Here is a 17,881-nt window from a genome sequence, read left to right as displayed (position 1 = left end):
CGCTGGGGCTGCCGCCGGAGCCGCGGCCGGGGCGCTCGGCACCGGCGCCGGCGCCGGCCGGGAGGCTTCTGCGGTCGTCGTGCGGCAGGGCGCCGCGGGCGGCCGCCCGGTGCCGGGCCTCGGTGGGCGGCGGGCCGGCGGAGCAGAACACGCACCGGTCGCCGATGACGTCGATGCCGCACCAGTGGCAGGTGCTCTGCCGGACCGAGGTGACCAGTTGGTAGAGGACGGAGAGGTCGGGCAGGAAGGCGCAGAACTCGGTCACCCGGGCCGTTCCCCACCAGGCCGGGGACTCGGCGGGCAGCGGCATCTCGCGCAGGCCCAGCACGTGCCAGGAGGGGGCGAGGGTGTCGGTGACCCAGTCGGCGGGGTGCTGCCCCTTGGCGACCAGCATCCAGGTGCCGAACTCCGGGCCGCCGAGCCCCGCTTCGGGGCCGACCCGGACGAGTTGCGGCTGCGGATGGGCCAGCACCGCGAACTGGCTGCCCGGCACCCAGGACTTGGCGTGCGCCTTCAGCCCGACCGGCACCCGGTCCAGGCGGGCCACCGAGCCGAGCAGCGCGCCGGCATGGATGTAGTGGGTGAGCAGCCGGCCCGCCGAGGCGAGCACCCCGGGGCTGAGGTCGCAGGAGGCGAGCTGGCGCAACTGCCGGACCAGGACGGCCAGTCCGAGCGGCGGCAGGTCGGGCCGGAACAGGGCGATCCGGTCGCTCTCCAGCAGCGAGCGGACGGTGCGCAGCCGCCGTTCCACCCCCGCCGGGGCGGCCGGTGAGCAGACCACGATGACATGTCCGTACTGGTCGACCAGGGTCTGGAGCTCGGCCAGCACCTGGTCCAGGGGCCGCTGTTCGACGTCCTGGAGGACGATCGCGGGCATGGTCCGTTCGTCCTGTGGCGGCAGTGCCAGGTCGGCACTGGTCACGGCAATGGCAGTTGGCACGCGCGGCTCCCCGTCTCCCATGCCCGTCGGTGCACCGGTGTCACTCCGGTACACCCTGATGACTTCACTGCGTGACTACCCGAGCACTGTATCCACGCGTCTGTGACCGGAGAACAGCGTTTCTGTAGCTGCGGAACAACTCGCGTCGCACAAGTGGCTCCAAATCGGGACAGGTTGAGCATTTTCCACGTGCCTCTTGACAGGTCAATTGGTCTGGACCACCTTGTACTTCCAACGGTGGCCACCGTCCCCCTACTTCCCCCCGGAGGCACCAGTGGACCCCGTACGCAGACGACACCTCAGACGGACCGGCGGCTGGGCCGGCGCCGTCACCGCCGCGCTGGCCCTGGCGGTCACGGCCGTCGGCCCGGCGGCCGCCGCCGACGTCAACAACGCGAGCAACTCGGGCTTCGAGTCCGGGCTGAGCGGCTGGACCTGTTCGGCGGGCAGCGGTACGACGGTGACCTCGCCGGTGCACGGCGGCTCCGCCGCGCTGAAGGCGACGCCGAGCGGACAGGACAACGCCCGCTGTACGCAGACGGTGGCGGTGGTCCCCAACTCCACGTACACGCTGGGCGCGTGGGTGCAGGGCGGGTACGCCTACCTGGGCGTGACCGGCACGGGTACCACGGACGTGTCGACCTGGACGCCGGACTCGTCGTCCTGGAAGCAGCTGTCGACGACCTTCACGACCGGCGCCTCGACCACCTCGGTGACGGTGTACACCCACGGCTGGTACGGCCAGCCCGCCTACTACGCCGACGACATCTCGGTGCAGGGCCCGGACGGGGGCGGCGGCGGTGACCCGGAGATCACGGTCCCCGGCGTCCCGGCCGGTCTGAGCACCTCCGGCGCCACCTCCTCCTCCGTCTCCCTGACCTGGAACGCGGCCTCGGGTGCCACGGGGTACACCGTCTACCGCGACGGTACGAAGGTGTCGGCGGTGACCGGCACGTCGGCGACCGTGACCGGCCTGACGCCCTCGACGTCGTACTCGTTCCAGGTCGCGGCGGCCAACTCGGCCGGCGAGTCGGCGAAGTCGGCGGCGGTGACGGCCCGGACGGCCGCGTCCGGCGACAGCGGGGGGTCCGACCTGCCCGCGCACGCCGTGACCGGGTACTGGCAGAACTTCAACAACGGCGCGACGGTCCAGAAGATCTCGGACGTCCCGGCCGCGTACGACATCATCGCCGTCGCCTTCGCGGACGCGACCACGACGCCGGGCGCGGTGACCTTCAACCTGGACTCGGCGGGACTGAACGGCTACACGGTCGACCAGTTCAAGGCGGACGTCGCGGCGAAGCGGGCGGCCGGCAAGAAGGTCATCATCTCGGTCGGCGGCGAGAAGGGCACGGTGTCGGTCGCGGACGCGACCTCGGCGACGAACTTCGCGAACTCGGTCTACTCCCTGATGCAGACGTACGGCTTCGACGGCGTCGACATCGACCTGGAGAACGGCCTCAATCCGACGTACATGACCCAGGCCCTGCGCGCGCTGTCGGCGAAGGCGGGCCCGGACATGATCCTGACGATGGCGCCGCAGACCATCGACATGCAGTCGACGTCGGGGTCGTACTTCCAGACGGCGCTGAACGTGAAGGACATCCTCACGGTCGTCAACATGCAGTACTACAACAGCGGTTCGATGCTGGGCTGTGACGGCAAGGTCTACAGCCAGGGTTCGGTGGACTTCCTGACCGCGCTGGCCTGCATCCAGTTGGAGGGCGGCCTGGCTCCGTCCCAGGTCGGCCTGGGCGTACCGGCCTCGACCCAGGGCGCGGGCAGCGGGTATGTGGCGCCCTCGGTGGTCAACAACGCCCTGGACTGCCTGACCAGGCTGACCAACTGCGGCTCGTTCAAGCCGTCGAAGGCGTACCCGGAGCTGCGGGGCGCGATGACCTGGTCGACGAACTGGGACGCGACGGCGGGCAACGCGTGGTCGTCGGCGGTGGGTCCGCACGTGGACGCGCTGCCGTAGTCCCGCCGTTCAGTACGCCGCCGCGCTCGCCCTCGGCAGGGTCGCCCACATCCGGGTCCCGCCGCCGGGTTCCCTCGCCTCGCCGAAACCCCAGGTGCCGTCACAGGCCCGGGTGACGCGGGCGAGGACCCGCAGGGCGGCGCGGCGGCGTCCGTCGCAGGCGGTGGCGAGGTGGGGGTGGGTGTGCCGGGGGTGGTCGTCGTAGGCGATCACCCGAAGGGCGCCGAAGCGGTAACGCAGGCTCAGGTAGAAGTCGTCGGCGTCCGCGAACCGGTAGGCCACGGCGGCGAGTTCACCGGCCGCCTGGACGGGCGGGTCCGTCAGCTCCGCCAGCCCGTGCACCCGCAGCACGTGGCGCGTCGCCGCGCGGGCGAGGGCGGGGCTGGTCGCGGCGGCGGGGAGCGTGAGGCTGTAGGCGAGGGTTTCGGGGCGGGGGGTGGTGGGTTCCGCGGGGTGGGGGATCAGGCAGCGGGATGTGGACATCGATGACTCCTCAGTAGTCGGCGCGTCACTGAAAGTAGGCTCACGACAGTCACTGTGTCCATCGATTCGGAGATAATTACCCCCAGAGGCTGATGGACCCGAGCGGCACGCTCGCGGCAAACTGTCGCCCATGTCCACCAGAGCAGCTCCGACGCAACGGCAGAAGCGGCTCGGCGCCGAGCTGCGCAAAATGCGCCTGGCAGCGGGAGTCACCACCGAGTACGCCGCGTCCTTGCTCGGCATCGACAGGACCCGGCTGTCCAATATGGAGTCGGGCATCCGGCCCTTCTCCCCGGAGCGCATCCGCACACTGGCCTGCAACTACACCTGCACCGACGGCGACTACATCGAGGCGCTGGTGAGCATGGCCGAAGGAAAGGAGCGCGGGTGGTGGGAACGGCACCGCGGGACACTGTCCGCCGGACTTCTGGACATCGCGGAACTGGAGTGGCACGCGAAGCGCGTACGGACCGCCCAAGTCATGCACGTCCCCGGGCTGCTGCAAACCGAGGAGTATGCCCGAGGGGTCTTCGCTGCCGTGCTGCCCCCGCTCACCCGACTGGAGATCGAACTGCGCGTCGCGCACAGGAGGGAACGGCAACAAGTCTTCGACCGGCCGGACCCGCTGCCGTACGTCGCCTACGTCCACGAGGCCGCGTTGCGCATGCCCTACGGCGGTGTGAAGGCGACCCGGCAGCAGCTCGACCATCTGGTCGACCAGTCCCACCGCGAGAACATCGAGCTGAGGGTGATCCCGACTTCCAGGGGTGACTTCCCCGGCGCGGGCCACGCGTTGCTCTTCGCAGAGGGCGCGGTTCCACGGCTCGACACCGTACAACTGGACTCGGCCCACGGTCCGGAATTCACCGACGCCGAAGCGCAGCTCACCAAGTACCGCGCCCATCTGGACTGGATGGACGCGGCAGGATTGCCTCCGGCGTCGTCACGAACACTCGTCCACAAGATCGCCCACGAGCTGTAGGAGACTCAGTGACCCACCACATCGCCTGGGAAGACCCGTTCTGCGGCGAAGGAAACAACTGTTTCCGCATCGGCACCGACCCCGAAGGCAACGCCTATATCGCCATAGCCGGTGCCGAAGGCGAGTACCTCACCGACAGCCGTGACGCGCTGCGCCGCATGATTCTCGACATCAAGGCGGGCAAAGCCGACCACCTGCTCTGATGCCCGACTCGATGACACTTCGGCCCCGACTGTTCACCGTTCCGCCCGGACCCCCGGCAGGCCGGCCGCCGCGGTATCGGCCAGGTCCTGCGCCAGGCGGCACAGCGCGGCGACGGGACGGTCGCCGTCGCCCCTGATCGCGATGTCCAGGGTTTCCGCCAGTGGCCGGTCCGGGCCGGCGGAGTACGTCCGTTGCACCACCCGGACCTGGCACATGTCCGCGTCGTCCAGCTCCGGCTGGACGAACGCGCGGCGGCCCCGGACCCGGGTGGGTGTGCCCTCCCCCGCCATCGGCGGCCGGCCCCGGTCGAAGCGCAGGGCGACCTGGAGGTGACTGGTCGTGCTCCACCAGGTGCACGACCAGTTGCCGAACCCGGTGTCCGGATCGTCGGCGTCGACCCCCGGCACCGCCTCCAGCGCCGCACCGTCCAGCAGCGTGCACGCGTCGGTGCGGAAGAGGGAGTCCGCCGGGAACGTCTCCGGACGGGCGGGCAGCCGTCCCTCGGCGAGACCCTTGCTGAGCGCCTCGGCCGCGTACACGATGGCGGCATCGGCCATCTCGCACAGCGGCGCCGTCGTGCTGTCGCCGGTCTTCGCCAGAACGGTCACCGTGACGTCGTCGCCGTCCGGCAGCAGTTCCCGTACGCACCGATCGCTCGCCGCCGGCTGCCGTACCACCGCGATGCCGCCCCGGGCGCCGGCCGGGGACCGCTCCTGGCCGTGCTCGAAACCGACCATGACGTCGATCTCGGCGCCGTCCGCGCGTTCCACCAGGACGTCGCAGCGTTCGAAGCCGCCGTACGCGGGGTCCTGACCGGCCCGTCCGAAGCGGCCGAGCCCGGCGGGGTCGGTGAGCGCGCAGGGGTCGGCGGCGCGGTAGTCGATCGCGGGGGGCCGGTCGTCCGCGGGAGGCGTCGGCGGCAGCCGGGCCGGGGAGGTGGCCGCGAGGACGACGGCGGCGGTGGCGGCGGCCTGGCACAGCGCCCGGAAGCGTCGCTGCCAGCCGGCCGGCGGCAGGGGCCGGGCACCGCGTCCGCCGCGGTTGCGGACGAGGGTGATCTCATGGCCGACCCCCGTCGCCAGGTCCTTGGGCTCCGGCAGGCCCCGCGCGTTCAGGGCCTGCCGTACCTGGACGAAGAGATCCCGCATCGGCAACGGGTCGGGGGCGCCCGGGACACCGCGCGCGACGGCGCGGATCAGCGCGCCGGTGAACGCCGGGTACGTCTCCCCGTGCGGGGCGAAGGCCGCCTCCTGGGCGGCGCAGGACGTCATCAGGTAGGAACGCTCGACGGCCACCCGGTCCGTGATCTCCTCGGCGCCCCCCATGGTCTCCTCGACCGCCGCTCCGGAGTAGCAGCAGTCGAGGATCACCACCTGGTTCGCCGCCCGGCGTTCCTCCAGCAGGACGCGCCGCAGATCGCTGTACCGCACCGCGCCGTAGAGCGCGCCGGGGTGCGCCGCCGGCAGCATGAGGCGCAGGTCGGTGCCGCCGACCAGCCGGCCGTGGCCCGCGAAGTAGACGACCAGCGTGTCGGTGGCGGCCCGCGCCGCCTCGTACACCGTGTGCAGGATCTCGTCCGACGAGCCCGGGTTGGGCAGGACCTCGCAGTGGCCGTGGGGCAGGCCCCAGACCGCGGGATCGGTCAGCAGTTCCTTGAGCCGCCACACGCCGGCCGCGACCGACGGCAGCGGGTGCAGCGGCGGCTCCCGGTACGCGTCCACGCCGATCAGGACCGCCCGGGACCTGGCGGGGTCCGGCTGGGGCACTACGCGGGCTCCCGCGCCGCGCGGTCGAGGAGTTCGGCGATCCGGCGGACCGTCGCCTCGTCGCACTCGCCCTCCACCCTGATCGAGACGTCGTGCACGGTGAAGGTCACGGCGGGGGTCGGCGGCGCGGCGGGCCGGGTACCGCGCCAGGCGGCGTAGGACAGGGCCAGGTTGAGTGCCGCGACGCCCTGGCCGACCACGAGTTCCACCACGTCGAACGTCCCCATGGTGGCGGTGTCCGGCCGCGAGGACCCAAGGCGCAGCTCCGCGTGCCGCCGTACCCGGGGGTCCTGGCACAGCCAACGGTGCAGGTCGGCCGCCGCCGGCCCGCCGCCCTGGCCCAGCCGGATGTCGATGCGCATGCGTGTCCCTGCCGTTTCTCCTCGGGACACCACACCGTAGTTTCGCCGCTCCGGTGCCTCAGGCGACCGGAGGGCGGCCACCCGAACGGGCGACGTACCAGACAGGCATTCTTGACCCGTTCATGCCAGGCCGCCACTATGGGCGCCACATCCGCACCACCCGCCCGTCGCACTGAGACAACCCCCCACTCAGGAGAATTCATGCGACTTCACAGACGGGGCACGAGGCACACCACCGTCCTCGCCGCCCTGCTCGCGCTGGCGCTCGGCGCACCGCTCACCGCCTCGGTCACCACCGCCACGGCGACCAGCGCGCAGGCGCCCAGGGAATCGGCGGACGACATCCGCCAGTACGAGATCCACCAGCGCACCACCCCGGTGACCCGTACCGCGGTCCAGGCGTCCGGCGTCACTGTGGACGAGGCCGACGAGGAGACCGTCGTGGTCTCCGGCCGCGCCGACCAGATCAAGAAGCTCCGCGCGCAGGGCTACGAGGTCACCGCGCTGGGCGCCGCGCCCGACCGGTCGGCCGGCTCCGACGACGTACGGCTGCTCGACTTCCCCTCGGCCGACTCGCGCTACCACAACTACGCCGAGACGAACACGGAGATCGACCAGCGGCTCGCCGCCTACCCCGGCATCATGAGCAAGCGCGTGATCGGCAAGTCCTACCAGGGCCGGGACATCGTCGCGGTCAAGGTCAGCGACAACGTGGCGACGGACGAGTCCGAGCCCGAGGTGCTGTTCACCTTTCACCAGCACGCCCGCGAGCACCTCACCGTCGAGATGGCGCTCTACCTGCTGCGCGAACTCGGCGCGGGGTACGGCTCCGACTCCCGGGTCACGAACATGGTGAGCAACCGGGAGATCTGGATCGTCCCGGACCTCAACCCGGACGGCGGCGAGTACGACATCGCCACCGGGTCGTACCGGTCGTGGCGGAAGAACCGGCAGCCCAACAGCGGGTCCTCGTACGTCGGGACCGACCTCAATCGCAACTGGGCCTATCAGTTCGGCTGCTGCGGCGGGTCGTCCGGCTCACCGTCGTCGGAGACGTACCGCGGCGCGGCCGGCGAGTCGGCCCCCGAGGTGAAGGTGGTCGCCGACTTCGTGCGCTCCCGGGTGGTCGGCGGACAGCAGCAGATCACCGCCGGGATCGACTTCCACACGTACAGCGAACTGGTGCTGTGGCCGTTCGGGTACACCTACTCCGACACCACGACCGGCATGACGGCGGACGACCGCGACGCCTTCGCCACGGTCGGCGGCAAGATGGCGGCCAGCAACGGGTACACCGCCGAGCAGTCCAGCGACCTGTACATCACGGACGGCTCGATCGACGACTGGCTGTGGGGCAGCCAGAAGATCTTCGGGTACACCTTCGAGATGTACCCGACCTCCAGCGGCGCGGGCGGCTTCTACCCGCCCGACGAGGTCATCGAGCGGGAGACGTCCCGCAACCGGGACGCGGTGCTCCAGCTCCTGGAGAACGCCGACTGCATGTACCGGTCGATCGGCAAGGAGGCGCAGTACTGCTGACCGGCCGGCCCGGCGCCTACTCGCCGTCGCCCGGGAGGTTGAGCAGGTGGTCGACGAAGGCCCGGTAGGCGCCGGCGTTGCGTGAGTCGCCCTCCAGCTTGGCCTCCTCGTCGCTCAGCTCCGCGGAGAGCGGGGACCGCATCAGGTAGTCGCGAAGGTGCTGTCCGCCGACCCAGCGGCCGAGGTCCTTGGTGGCGGCGGCTTGGTCGCTGAACTTCCCCATCCGGTCCTGCTCCTGCATCCTGTCCAGGGCCGCCGCGGCGGCCGCGAACTGCGGTCGCTGCGGCGCCAGGGCGGGCTTGCGCTGGTCGAAGTCCGCGCTGAGCGCCGCGATGCTCTGGATGTCCGACTGGCTCACCCCGGCACCCTGGTACAGCGCCTGCCGGAACGCCTGGCTCTGCTCCATGCCGATGCTCTCGTACATGATGGTCTTGCCGGCCGAGAGCGCCTCGGAGGTGCTCTGGTTGCCGGTCGCCATCATGATCGGCTCGCTCGCCTTGATCAGTGTGAGCATGTCGTCGTGCGGGACGCGGTTAGTGGTGATCCAGTGCATCGTCTTGCCGGTGCCGCCGGTGCTCACGTCCGTACTGGTCAGCGTGGAACTCTTGCCGTCCACCGTCACCACCCGGACCCGGCCCACGCCGAGCGCGGCCAATTCGGCCTTCACCCGGTCGTCCAGCTCGGGCATCCCCTTGGGCGTGGACTGCACGATGTGCACGTCGTGTCCCTTGTCCCGCTCCAGCTCGGCCACGGTGCGCGCGAACCGCTGGGCGCTCTTGTTGGAGTAGGCGAAGTACAGCCGCGAGGAGGCGGCGGCCGCGAAGTCGCGCGCCGCCTGCTGCTGGTTCTCCGGGAAGAGCCCGGCGAGCAGTTCGGGGGACCTGAGCGCCTGGAGGTTCTCCAGGCGGGCGGCCCGCTTGGCATCCTCGCCCTGGATCTGGTCCTGCTGCTTCTTGTAGGCCCGCAGACCGGCGTCGAAGGTGATGCCGACCTCTTTCGGCGCGAGACCGGTGGTGTGGTCGTTGGCCCCGCCGGCGTTCGGCTTCGAGTACTCGGTCATCGCGGAGGCCGTGCTGCCCCACTTGCCGACGCTCTGCTCGAAGTCCTTGGTGACGGGGAGCTGCGGGGCGACGACGGTATGGAGCGGCCCCCGGCCGGGCAGGTCCGGTGCGCCGGGGCGGGTGCCCGGAAGCACCGTGAACGGGTGCCCGGCGTCGGCGAAGACGCCCGGTTGCTTCGTGACGGCCGCTTCGGCGGTCATCAGGGAGATGTCGTTCTTGTTGCGCTCGGTGCGGGGGAAGTTCGCGCGCAGCGCGTCGGCGGTCTTGACGCCGAGCATCAGGTCGCCCTTGCCCTGCGCCTCGTGGGTGAAGACCGCGATGGGTGCGCGGCCGGTCCACTCCAGGCAGCTGTAGAGCTGGTCGGTGAGGTGGCGCACGACCTTCTTCCGGTCGAACCCGGCGCCGGCGACGGACTTGGCCATTTGCTGGAACACCTCGTCGTCCAGCCCGTTCGCCGCGCGTCGGCGCAGGTACTTGCGCGGGGTGGTCAGCTCGTCGTCCAGTTCGTCCCTGGCCTGCGCGGCGTTGGCCGCGAAGTCCTCCACCGAGACGCGCTCGGAGGTCGCCCGTTCCCCGGCCGTCACGGGCACCGGAGGTGCGGCGGTGGCCCGGGTGGGCGGGGCCAGGGTGGATACGGGGGCGGCCTGCTCCGCGGTGACCGCCGCCGAGGACGACTGCTGCCCCGGACCGCCGAGCTTGGCCGGCTTGGGCTTCACCGGGGGCCGCGGCGGGCGGCCGGCCGGGGTCGCGGCCGACGGCGCGGGCGTCGTCACGGGCGTCGTCACGGCGGGCTGCGGGGCCGGCGCGGACGTGGACTGCTGCGCCTGCCCGATGCCCAGCGCCGCCGCCAGCTCCTCGATGGAGGAGTAGACCGTCGTGGGGTCGTCGTACGCCGCCTTGACCGCGCTGTACCGCACGGTCTGCCCCGGGTAACGGCTGCGGAGCTGCGCCATGACGTGCTGCACACCGAGGGACCCCAGCTCGCCCCCGAAGGACCGCTGCACGGGCGCGGTCTCCTGCCGCTGGGTCAGCGCGCGCTGCACCGCCGCGTTGCCCGCCTTGCCCTGTAGTGCGGAGACGGACCGGGTCGTCCACTCCGGGGCGCCGGCACCCCGGACCGAGGTGTCGACCGGCGGTGCGACGACGACCGGCCGGTGTTCACCGGCGCCACGGCCGCCCGGTCGCTCCTCTTGCGCGCGCATCGCCACTCCCCACACTCAGGCACAGAAAGTCAAGGATGCCGCCGTGGCCCCGCAGGGGCACAAGGGCCTCGGGGGCAGACCTGGGGGCAGACGGCCGGGGCCCGGCGAAGACGTCGGCCGCGCGCTAGAAGAACTCCGACCACGGCTGGTCCCAGACCTGCTTCACGCACAGCACCAGGAAGAGCAGGCCGGCCACCGCCAGCATGCCGTTGCTCAGGTGACCGTTGCGCCACTCGCGCGGGGTACGGGCGGAGTTGAGGAGCCAGACCAGGGTCAGGGCGAGGAACGGCATGAACGCCGCGCCCAGCACGCCGTAGACGATGACCAGCCGGAAGGGCTGGCCCTGGAAGAGCAGGGCGATGGGCGGGAAGGTCAGCCACAGCAGGTAGGCGCGGAACGGCCAGGAGCGTTCGCGGGCGCCGGAGGCGACCTTCTCGGCGGTCGCCGCCCGGGTGCCGGCCCGCAGCCGCGCCACGAAGTCCGCGAACATCAGGCTGACCCCGTGCCAGACGCCGATCAGCGAGGTGAAGGAGGCGGCGAAGAAGCCGATCAGGAAGAACTTCGCGGTCGCCGTGCCGTACTCGTCCGCCAGGATGTCACTGAGCTGGACCAGGCCCTGGTCGCCGCTGGCGATCGCGAGGTGCGCCGCGTGCAGCATCTCGGCGCCGACGAACAGCATGGCGACGACGAAGACGCCGGTGGTGGCGTACGCGACCCGGTTGTCCAGCCGCATGACCTTCATCCAGCCGGTGCCGGTCCAGCCCTTGGCGTTGACCCAGTAGCCGTAGGCGGCCAGCGTGATGGTGCCGCCGACGCCGCCGATCAGGCCGAGGGTGTTGAGGACGGAGTCCTTCTCGTCCGGGAGCACGGGCAGCAGGCCCGCGAAGGCGTCGCCGAGGTTCGGGGTGACGCGGACCGCCAGGTACACCGTGACCACGAACATGACGCCGACCAGCACCGTCATGACCTTCTCGAAGACCGCGTACTTGTTGAACCAGACGAAGACCAGGCCGACCACGCCGCAGGCCACGCCCCACCACTTCAGGTCCATCACGTCGGGGAACAGCGCCTGCAGCGGGAGCGCGCTGGAGGACATCGCCGCCGCGCCGTAGACGAAGCCCCAGACGACCACGTAGACCGCGAAGAACCAGGTGGTCCAGGGGCCGAGACTGGCCCAGCCGTCGAAGAGGGTGCGGCCGGTGGCCAGGTGCCAGCGGCCCGCCGCCTCGGCCAGGGAGATCTTCACCAGGCAGCCGATGACCGCCGCCCACAGCAGGGTGTAGCCGAAGTTCGCGCCCGCGATCAGCGTGGCGACCAGGTCGCCGGCGCCGACCCCGGTCGCCGCGACGACGATGCCGGGGCCGATGTGGCGCCAACTGGAGGTGCGGGGAGTGCCGGTGTCACTGAGGTTGCCCGTGGTGTCCGCCATGCAGGTCAACAAAGCTCACGGCGGACGGTCGGGCAAGAGGGCGTGCGGGGATCCTCACGCCTCCTGCGGTTCCTCCTGCTCCGCTTCCGGCTCCGCCGCGTCCTCGAAGTACGCGTCCAGCACCGCGTCCAGCGCGTTCTCCCACTCGGCGAAGCGGCTGCGGGCGGCCGCCTCGATCTCCAGGAAGTACCAGCGCCGGTCCGGCGTGTGCACGGTCACCGTGAACCGCTTGCCGAAGCGCGGCGTCTCCGTCTCGACCGCGCCGATCTCGTCCCAGCGGAACTCGCACTCCTGGTCGTCCAGGCTCAGGCGTACGCCCCTGTGGTCGGCGACGATCCGGGCGCGGCGGTCGGCCGCCTCGAAGACCGGGCCGTCGGCGGCCGGCTCGTCCGGAGCCTCCTCGTCGGCCTGCTCGGGCTCCTCCCGTGCGACGTCCGCCGGTTCGGTGTCCGTCGGCTCGGCGTCCGCCGACGCCACGTCCGCCGGCTTGGCGTCCGCCGGTTCGCCGGACCCGGGCGCGGTGAGCCCGGGGACGAAGGCCGGGTCGAATCCGGCGCCTTCCAGGGGCTGGCTGCTCGATCCAATGCGCTGCTCCACAGCGGGCAGTATGGTCGACAAACCTGTGCCGCACACAGCCGCCCCCGGCATCGTTACACGAGGGGAACGTCAGCCCAGTACGGCCAGCGCGTCGATCTCGATCAGCAGCCCGGCGGGCAGGCCGACGTAGACCGTGGTGCGGGCGGCCGGCGGCTGGCTGAGGCCCTGCTCCTCGAAGTACGCGTTGTAGATCGCGTTCATCTCGGCGAAGTGGTCCACGTCGGTGAGGTAGACGCGGATCATCATCGCGTCGTCCCAGCTCGCGCCGCCCTCCTCGAGGATCGCCTGGACGTTGGCGAGGGTCTGGAGGGTCTGCTCGCGCAGCGTCGGGCCGGCCGGGGTCGGGGCCTTGCCCTCCTCGTGCGGGAGGAAGCCGACCTGGCCGGCGACCTGGAGGATGTTGCCCCTCTTTACTCCGTGGCTGAACTTCGCCGGGGGGACGGTGTGGGTGGAGGGGGTGAGGGCGATCTTGTCGGTCATGTGCTGACTTCCTTGACGGGGGTCCGGCCGGAGTACTCGCCGCTGATCGCGTCCGCCGTACGGCGCACCAGCGGGAGCAGGGTGAGGAGTTCGTCGGCGGTGACGACGACGTTCGGCGCGGAGACCGACATCGCGGCGACCACCCGGCCGGCCGCGTCCCTGACGGGGGCGGCGACGCAGTTGATGGACTCCTCGTGGCCGCCGAGATCGGTGGCCCAGCCCTGTTCGCGCACCTTCTCCAGCTCGCGCAGGAAGGCGGCGGAGTTGGGCGTCGAACGGGCCGTGTACAGGGGGTAGTCGAGCGAGTCGGCGAGCGCCCGCCGCTCGGGCTCGGGGAGGTCGGCGAGCAGCAGTTTGGCGACGGCGGCGACGGTGAGGGCGACCGGCTTGCCGATCCGGGAGTACATCCGGACCGGGTAGCGGCTCTCCACCTTGTCGATGTAGAGGACCTCGTCCTCCTCGTGCACGGCGAGGTGCACCGTGTGGCCGCAGCTCTCGTTGAGGCGGACCAGGTGCGGGTGGGCGATCTCGCGGACGTCCAGGTTCTCCATCGCCTCCTGGGCCAGCGAGATGAGCCGGGCGCCGAGGCGGTAGCGCTGGTCGGACTGGCGGTAGACGAAGCCGTGTTCGTGCAGGGTGCGCAGCAGGCGCAGGGCCGTGGACTTGTGCACGCCGAGGGTGTCGGCGACCCGGCCCAGGTCGGCGGGGCCCTCGGCGAGCAGCGGCAGGATGCTGAGCGCGCGGTCGACGGTCTGGCTCATGGGCTGCGTACCTCCTCGGCGGCCCCCGGGACGTCCGGTGTCCAGCCGGGGCCAAGGCGCAGTCTCCCCCACTCCGCGTCGTCCAGGGCGACCAGCCGGTCGGCGTGGTCGCGGGCGGGGGGTGCGGCGAGGTCGCCGGGGACGGTGAGGGCCGCGGCGGCGGCGAGGTGCCCGTGCCGCAGCCGGTCCCGTACCGGCAGTCCGCGCAGGGTGGCGGAGAGGAACCCGGCGGCGAAGGCGTCGCCGGCGCCGACCGCGGCCACGACGTCGACCTGGGGAGCCGGGACGAAGGTGGCGTGCGGGCCGTGGAAGGCGGTGGCACCGGCGGCGCCCTGCTTGACGACCAGCAGGTCGGGTTCGGGCAGCGCGGCCCGGACGGCCTCGGGTCCGCCCAGGTCCCACGCCTCGTCGTCCCCGGCGAACACGAGGTCCGCGCCCCGCGCCAGCTCCCGCAGCACCTCGGGACCGTCCCCCCGGCCGCGCCACAGCCCCGGCCGGTAGTTGACGTCGAAGGAGACCAGCGGCCGCCCCGCGCGGCGGGCGGTCAGCTCCCGCATCAGCTCCAGGCAGCCCGCGGACAGCGCCGCCGTGATCCCGGACAGATGCAGGACCCGCCCGGAGCGGACCGCGGCCAGGTCCACCGTCCGCGGCGACATCGCGGAGGCGGCCGAGCCGGCCCGGTAGTACGCCACCTCGTGCGCGTCGGTGGCCCGGTCGCCGGCGGTGCGGAAGTACACGCCGGTCGGGCGGTCGGGATCGCGGCGCACCGCGCTCACGTCGACCCCGTGGCCGCCGATCGTCGCCACCAGGTGGTCGCCGAAGCCGTCCGCGCCGACCCGGCCGACCCAGCGGACCCGGTGCCCGGCGGCGGCCAGCGCGCAGGCGACGTTGGACTCGGCGCCGCCGATGGCCCGGTCGAAGGAGGGCACGTCGGCCAGCCGGCCGGGGCGCGAGGGCAGAAACGTGACCATGGACTCGCCGAGTGCGACGACATCGACGGCGTCCAGGTCCATGAGCAGACTCCTTGTCGTTGACCCCGGGTTCGTCGAGATGTTAGACAGCGGGGAGCGATATACGCAATGGTCGTTGCATTGTACGCAACGCACCTGAACAGGGAGGCTGGCATGGCCCTCGACACCGGTACCGAAGCCCTGGCCGAACTCGCCAAGCTCGCCGAGGAGCATGTCGACCACCGTTTCAAGGGCCTGCCGCCGGACGCGTACGGCCTGACCGTCGCCGAGCTGGCCGGTCAGCGCCGCAACCTCTTCACCGGCGGTTTCACCACCCCCGTACTGGCCCTGTCCGCCGAGCGCCTGGCGCACAACCTCGCGCTCATGGAGACCTACTCGGCCCGGCACGGCCTGGCCTTCGCGCCGCACGGCAAGACCTCGATGGCCCCGCAGCTCTTCCACCGCCAGCTCGAACACGGCGCCTGGGGCATCACGCTGGCCGTCCCGCACCAGGTGCGGGTGGCCCGCGCCTTCGGCGTCCGGCGGATCTTCCTGGCCAACGAGCTGGTCGACGCGGCCGCGCTGCGCTGGATCGCCGCCGAGCAGGACGCCGACCCGGACTTCCGGCTCGTCGCCTACGTCGACTCCGTGCCCGGCGTGGAGCTGATGGCCGCGGCGCTCGCGGGGGCGGTCCGGCCGCTGGACGTGGTGGTGGAGCTGGCGGCGGGCGCGGGCGCCCGGACCGGGGCGCGCACGGAGGCGGAGTGCGCGGCGGTCGCCGACGCGGTGACGGCCGCCGCGGGGCTGCGGCTGGCCGGGGTCGCCGGGTACGAGGGCGAGGTGCCGGACGCCGACCCGGAGCGGGTGCGGGCCTATCTGCGACGGCTGGTCGCGCTCGCCGCCGGCCTGGACCGGCGGGGGCACTTCGGCGAGGCGGCGGAGATCGTGCTGAGCGCGGGCGGCAGCGCCTGGTTCGACGCGGTGGCCGACGTGTTCGCCGAGGTCCCGGCGCTCTCCCGGCCGGTCCTGAAGCTGCTGCGCTCGGGCGCGTACGTCTCGCACGACGACGGCCACTACCGCGAGCTGACCCCCTTCAACCGGGTCCCCGGGGAAGGCGCCCTGGAGCCCGCGTTCCGGCTGTGGAGCCAGGTAGTCTCCCGCCCCGCCGCCGAGCAGGCGTTCACCAACGCGGGCAAGCGGGACGCGGCCCACGACCTGCACCTGCCCTTCGCCCAGGTGGTCCGGCGCGGCGGCGCGGAGCGGCCGGCCACCGGCGTCACCGTGACCGGCCTGTCCGACCAGCACGCCTGGCTGCGCACCGGCCCGGACGCGGACCTGGCGGTCGGCGACTGGGTCGGCATGGGCCTGTCCCATCCGTGCACGTCCTTCGACAAATGGCAGCTGATCCCGGTCGCCGAGGCGGACGGTACGGTCGTCGACTACATCCGTACGTTCTTCTAGGAGGCGGCCGTGGCGGAACTGGTCATCCGGGACGCGGACGTCGTCGACGGCTCCGGCGCGAGCTCCTACCGGGCGGACGTGGTGGTGGACGGCGGCCGGATCGTGTCGATCGTCAAGGAGGCGGCCCAGGCCGGCTGCCAGCGCCCCACCGCCCGCCGCGAACTGGACGCCGAGGGACTGACCCTCTCCCCCGGCTTCGTCGACATGCACGCGCACAGCGACCTCGCGCTGCTGCGCGACCCCGACCACAGCGCGAAGGCCGCGCAGGGCGTCACCCTGGAGGTGCTCGGCCAGGACGGCCTGTCCTACGCGCCGGTCGACGACCGCGTCCTCGGCGAGGTGCGCCGCGCCATCGCCGGCTGGAACGGCCCCGGCGACGACCTCGACCTCGACTGGCGCTCGGTCGGCGAGTACCTGGACCGCCTGGACCGGGGCGTCGCCGTCAACGCCGCCTACCTGATCCCCCAGGGCACGGTCCGCGCGCTCGCCGTCGGCTGGGACGACCGGGCGGCGACCGACGCCGAGCTGGACCGGATGCGGCGGCTGGTCGCCGAGGGCATGGAGCAGGGCGCGGTCGGCATGTCGTCCGGGCTGACGTACACGCCGGGCATGTACGCCAAGGACGCCGAGCTGACCGAACTGTGCCGGGTGGTGGCCCGGTACGGCGGCTACTACTGCCCGCACCACCGCTCGTACGGGGCGGGCGCGCTTCAGGCGTACGCGGAGATGGTGGACCTGGCCCGGGAGGCCGGCTGCTCCCTGCACCTCGCCCACGCCACCATGAACTTCGGCGTCAACAAGGGCCGTGCCGCCGAGCTGCTGACCCTCCTGGACGAGGCGCTGGCCGCCGGCGCCGACATCACCCTGGACACCTACCCCTACACCCCCGGCTCCACCACCCTGGCCGCGCTGCTGCCGAGCTGGGCGAGCGAGGGCGGCCCGGAGCAGATCCTCGAGCGCCTCGCCGACGACGGCACCGCCGAGCGGATCCGGCACGACCTGGAGGTGACCGGCGCCGACGGCTGCCACGGGGTGCCCGTCGAGTGGGACACCGTCGAGATCTCCGGGGTCGGCGACCCGGCCCTCGCCGACCATGTGGGCCGCACGGTCCAGGAGACGGCGACGGCCCGCGGCGAGACCCCGTGGACGGTGGCCCGCCGGCTGCTGCGCCGGGACCGGCTGGCGCCCAGCATCCTCCAGCACGTCGGCCACGAGGAGAACGTCCGCGCGATCATGCGGCACCGCGTGCACACCGGCGGCTCGGACGGCATCCTGCACGGCGCGAAACCGCACCCGCGCGCCTACGGCACCTTCCCGCACTACCTCGGGCACTACGTGCGCGAGCTGGGCGTGCTGTCGCTGGAGGAGTGCGTGGCCCACCTCACCTCGCGTCCGGCGGCCCGGCTGCGGCTGCCCGACCGGGGCCTGGTCCGCGAGGGCTACCGCGCCGACCTGGTCCTCTTCGACCCGGTCACGGTCGCGGCGGGCGCCACCTTCGCCGACCCGCGCCGGCTGCCGACCGGCATCCCGCACGTGCTGGTGGACGGCCGGTTCGTGATCGAGGACGGCCGGCGGACGGACGTACTGGCGGGGCGGTCGGTACGGCGGGCGCCGCGCTGAGAACGCGCCAGGGAACGGAAAATCCTCGCAAACCACCCGTCTCACGTGGCGGAAAACACGGCCCGG

At 72.2% G+C, this 17,881-nt stretch carries 15 protein-coding genes and 1 pseudogene; 6 read left to right on the top strand and 10 right to left on the bottom strand.

Annotated features, from left to right (window positions below; all coding sequences use genetic code 11):
* Window positions 1–118 precede the first annotated feature (118 nt).
* Window positions 119–961: pseudogene (locus ACTT8P_RS11950) on the bottom strand (hypothetical protein); the annotation flags it as partial.
* A gap of 253 nt (window positions 962–1,214) precedes the next feature.
* On the opposite strand from ACTT8P_RS11950, the gene ACTT8P_RS11945 reads away from it, so the two are divergent.
* Window positions 1,215–2,918: a chitinase gene (locus ACTT8P_RS11945; RefSeq protein WP_442831564.1), complete on the top strand. Its 1,704-nt coding sequence runs from the start codon at window positions 1,215–1,217 to the stop codon at window positions 2,916–2,918.
* 9 nt (window positions 2,919–2,927) lie between these two features.
* Here ACTT8P_RS11945 and ACTT8P_RS11940 read toward each other — a convergent pair whose 3' ends face one another.
* Window positions 2,928–3,401 (bottom strand): ATP-binding protein, encoded by a 474-nt coding sequence (locus ACTT8P_RS11940; protein WP_442831563.1) that lies wholly within the window; start codon window positions 3,399–3,401, stop codon window positions 2,928–2,930.
* Window positions 3,402–3,531: 130 nt separating this feature from the next.
* On the opposite strand from ACTT8P_RS11940, the gene ACTT8P_RS11935 reads away from it, so the two are divergent.
* Together ACTT8P_RS11935 and ACTT8P_RS11930 are read left to right on the top strand one after the other, a co-directional pair.
* On the top strand, window positions 3,532–4,383 hold the full coding sequence (locus tag ACTT8P_RS11935) for a helix-turn-helix domain-containing protein (RefSeq protein WP_442831562.1): 852 nt from the start codon (window positions 3,532–3,534) through the stop codon (window positions 4,381–4,383).
* Between the two features lie 8 nt (window positions 4,384–4,391).
* Window positions 4,392–4,586, top strand: coding sequence for a hypothetical protein (locus ACTT8P_RS11930; RefSeq protein ID WP_442831561.1), 195 nt, complete (start codon window positions 4,392–4,394; stop codon window positions 4,584–4,586).
* Between the two features lie 33 nt (window positions 4,587–4,619).
* Here ACTT8P_RS11930 and ACTT8P_RS11925 read toward each other — a convergent pair whose 3' ends face one another.
* Together ACTT8P_RS11925 and ACTT8P_RS11920 are read right to left on the bottom strand one after the other, a co-directional pair.
* Window positions 4,620–6,353: a caspase, EACC1-associated type gene (locus ACTT8P_RS11925; RefSeq protein ID WP_442831560.1), complete on the bottom strand. Its 1,734-nt coding sequence runs from the start codon at window positions 6,351–6,353 to the stop codon at window positions 4,620–4,622.
* Entirely contained in the window at window positions 6,353–6,715 is a 363-nt protein-coding gene (locus tag ACTT8P_RS11920; RefSeq protein ID WP_442831559.1) for an effector-associated constant component EACC1, read from the bottom strand. The genes ACTT8P_RS11925 and ACTT8P_RS11920 overlap by 1 nt, the downstream gene beginning before the upstream one ends.
* 201 nt (window positions 6,716–6,916) lie before the next feature.
* On the opposite strand from ACTT8P_RS11920, the gene ACTT8P_RS11915 reads away from it, so the two are divergent.
* Window positions 6,917–8,254, top strand: a complete 1,338-nt coding sequence (locus tag ACTT8P_RS11915; protein WP_442831558.1) for a M14 family metallopeptidase — start codon at window positions 6,917–6,919, stop codon at window positions 8,252–8,254.
* Window positions 8,255–8,270: 16 nt separating this feature from the next.
* Here ACTT8P_RS11915 and ACTT8P_RS11910 read toward each other — a convergent pair whose 3' ends face one another.
* The 6 genes from ACTT8P_RS11910 to ACTT8P_RS11885 all read right to left on the bottom strand — a co-directional run bounded on the left by ACTT8P_RS11910 (window position 8,271) and on the right by ACTT8P_RS11885 (window position 14,797).
* On the bottom strand, window positions 8,271–10,517 hold the full coding sequence (locus ACTT8P_RS11910) for a hypothetical protein (RefSeq protein ID WP_442831557.1): 2,247 nt from the start codon (window positions 10,515–10,517) through the stop codon (window positions 8,271–8,273).
* Between the two features lie 124 nt (window positions 10,518–10,641).
* Window positions 10,642–11,946, bottom strand: a complete 1,305-nt coding sequence (locus ACTT8P_RS11905) for an Nramp family divalent metal transporter (protein WP_442831556.1) — start codon at window positions 11,944–11,946, stop codon at window positions 10,642–10,644.
* 54 nt (window positions 11,947–12,000) lie between these two features.
* Entirely contained in the window at window positions 12,001–12,543 is a 543-nt protein-coding gene (locus ACTT8P_RS11900; protein ID WP_442831555.1) for a hypothetical protein, read from the bottom strand.
* A 69-nt stretch (window positions 12,544–12,612) separates the two neighbouring features.
* Window positions 12,613–13,023 carry a RidA family protein gene (locus tag ACTT8P_RS11895; protein WP_442831554.1) on the bottom strand — a complete coding sequence of 137 codons (411 nt, stop codon included), beginning with the start codon at window positions 13,021–13,023 and terminating at the stop codon, window positions 12,613–12,615.
* Entirely contained in the window at window positions 13,020–13,784 is a 765-nt protein-coding gene (locus ACTT8P_RS11890) for an IclR family transcriptional regulator (protein WP_442831553.1), read from the bottom strand. Before ACTT8P_RS11890 ends, ACTT8P_RS11895 begins: the two co-directional genes overlap by 4 nt.
* Window positions 13,781–14,797: a sugar kinase gene (locus tag ACTT8P_RS11885; protein WP_442831552.1), complete on the bottom strand. Its 1,017-nt coding sequence runs from the start codon at window positions 14,795–14,797 to the stop codon at window positions 13,781–13,783. Before ACTT8P_RS11885 ends, ACTT8P_RS11890 begins: the two co-directional genes overlap by 4 nt.
* Window positions 14,798–14,908: 111 nt before the next feature.
* On the opposite strand from ACTT8P_RS11885, the gene ACTT8P_RS11880 reads away from it, so the two are divergent.
* Window positions 14,909–16,195 carry an alanine racemase gene (locus ACTT8P_RS11880; protein WP_442831551.1) on the top strand — a complete coding sequence of 429 codons (1,287 nt, stop codon included), beginning with the start codon at window positions 14,909–14,911 and terminating at the stop codon, window positions 16,193–16,195.
* A 9-nt stretch (window positions 16,196–16,204) separates the two neighbouring features.
* Window positions 16,205–17,815 (top strand): N-acyl-D-amino-acid deacylase family protein, encoded by a 1,611-nt coding sequence (locus ACTT8P_RS11875; protein WP_442831550.1) that lies wholly within the window; start codon window positions 16,205–16,207, stop codon window positions 17,813–17,815.
* The last annotated feature ends 66 nt before the right edge of the window (window positions 17,816–17,881 follow it).

The organism is Streptomyces sp. JW3 (assembly GCF_052216785.1).
In the GTDB taxonomy this organism is placed as follows: Bacteria; Actinomycetota; Actinomycetes; order Streptomycetales; family Streptomycetaceae; genus Streptomyces.
Note: the sequence above shows the minus strand (reverse complement) of the source record. Positions and strands in the feature narration are given on the sequence as shown.

What these genes read in the sequence shown, in the direction of transcription:
- ACTT8P_RS11940 (WP_442831563.1), bottom strand. Translation starts at nt 3,401, where the DNA reads ATGTCCACATCCCGCTGCCTGATCCCCCACCCCGCGGAACCCACCACC.
- ACTT8P_RS11935 (WP_442831562.1), top strand. Translation starts at nt 3,532, where the DNA reads ATGTCCACCAGAGCAGCTCCGACGCAACGGCAGAAGCGGCTCGGCGCC.
- ACTT8P_RS11920 (WP_442831559.1), bottom strand. Translation starts at nt 6,715, where the DNA reads ATGCGCATCGACATCCGGCTGGGCCAGGGCGGCGGGCCGGCGGCGGCC.
- ACTT8P_RS11915 (WP_442831558.1), top strand. Translation starts at nt 6,917, where the DNA reads ATGCGACTTCACAGACGGGGCACGAGGCACACCACCGTCCTCGCCGCC.
- ACTT8P_RS11910 (WP_442831557.1), bottom strand. Translation starts at nt 10,517, where the DNA reads ATGCGCGCGCAAGAGGAGCGACCGGGCGGCCGTGGCGCCGGTGAACAC.
- ACTT8P_RS11905 (WP_442831556.1), bottom strand. Translation starts at nt 11,946, where the DNA reads ATGGCGGACACCACGGGCAACCTCAGTGACACCGGCACTCCCCGCACC.
- ACTT8P_RS11895 (WP_442831554.1), bottom strand. Translation starts at nt 13,023, where the DNA reads ATGACCGACAAGATCGCCCTCACCCCCTCCACCCACACCGTCCCCCCG.
- ACTT8P_RS11890 (WP_442831553.1), bottom strand. Translation starts at nt 13,784, where the DNA reads ATGAGCCAGACCGTCGACCGCGCGCTCAGCATCCTGCCGCTGCTCGCC.
- ACTT8P_RS11885 (WP_442831552.1), bottom strand. Translation starts at nt 14,797, where the DNA reads ATGGACCTGGACGCCGTCGATGTCGTCGCACTCGGCGAGTCCATGGTC.
- ACTT8P_RS11880 (WP_442831551.1), top strand. Translation starts at nt 14,909, where the DNA reads ATGGCCCTCGACACCGGTACCGAAGCCCTGGCCGAACTCGCCAAGCTC.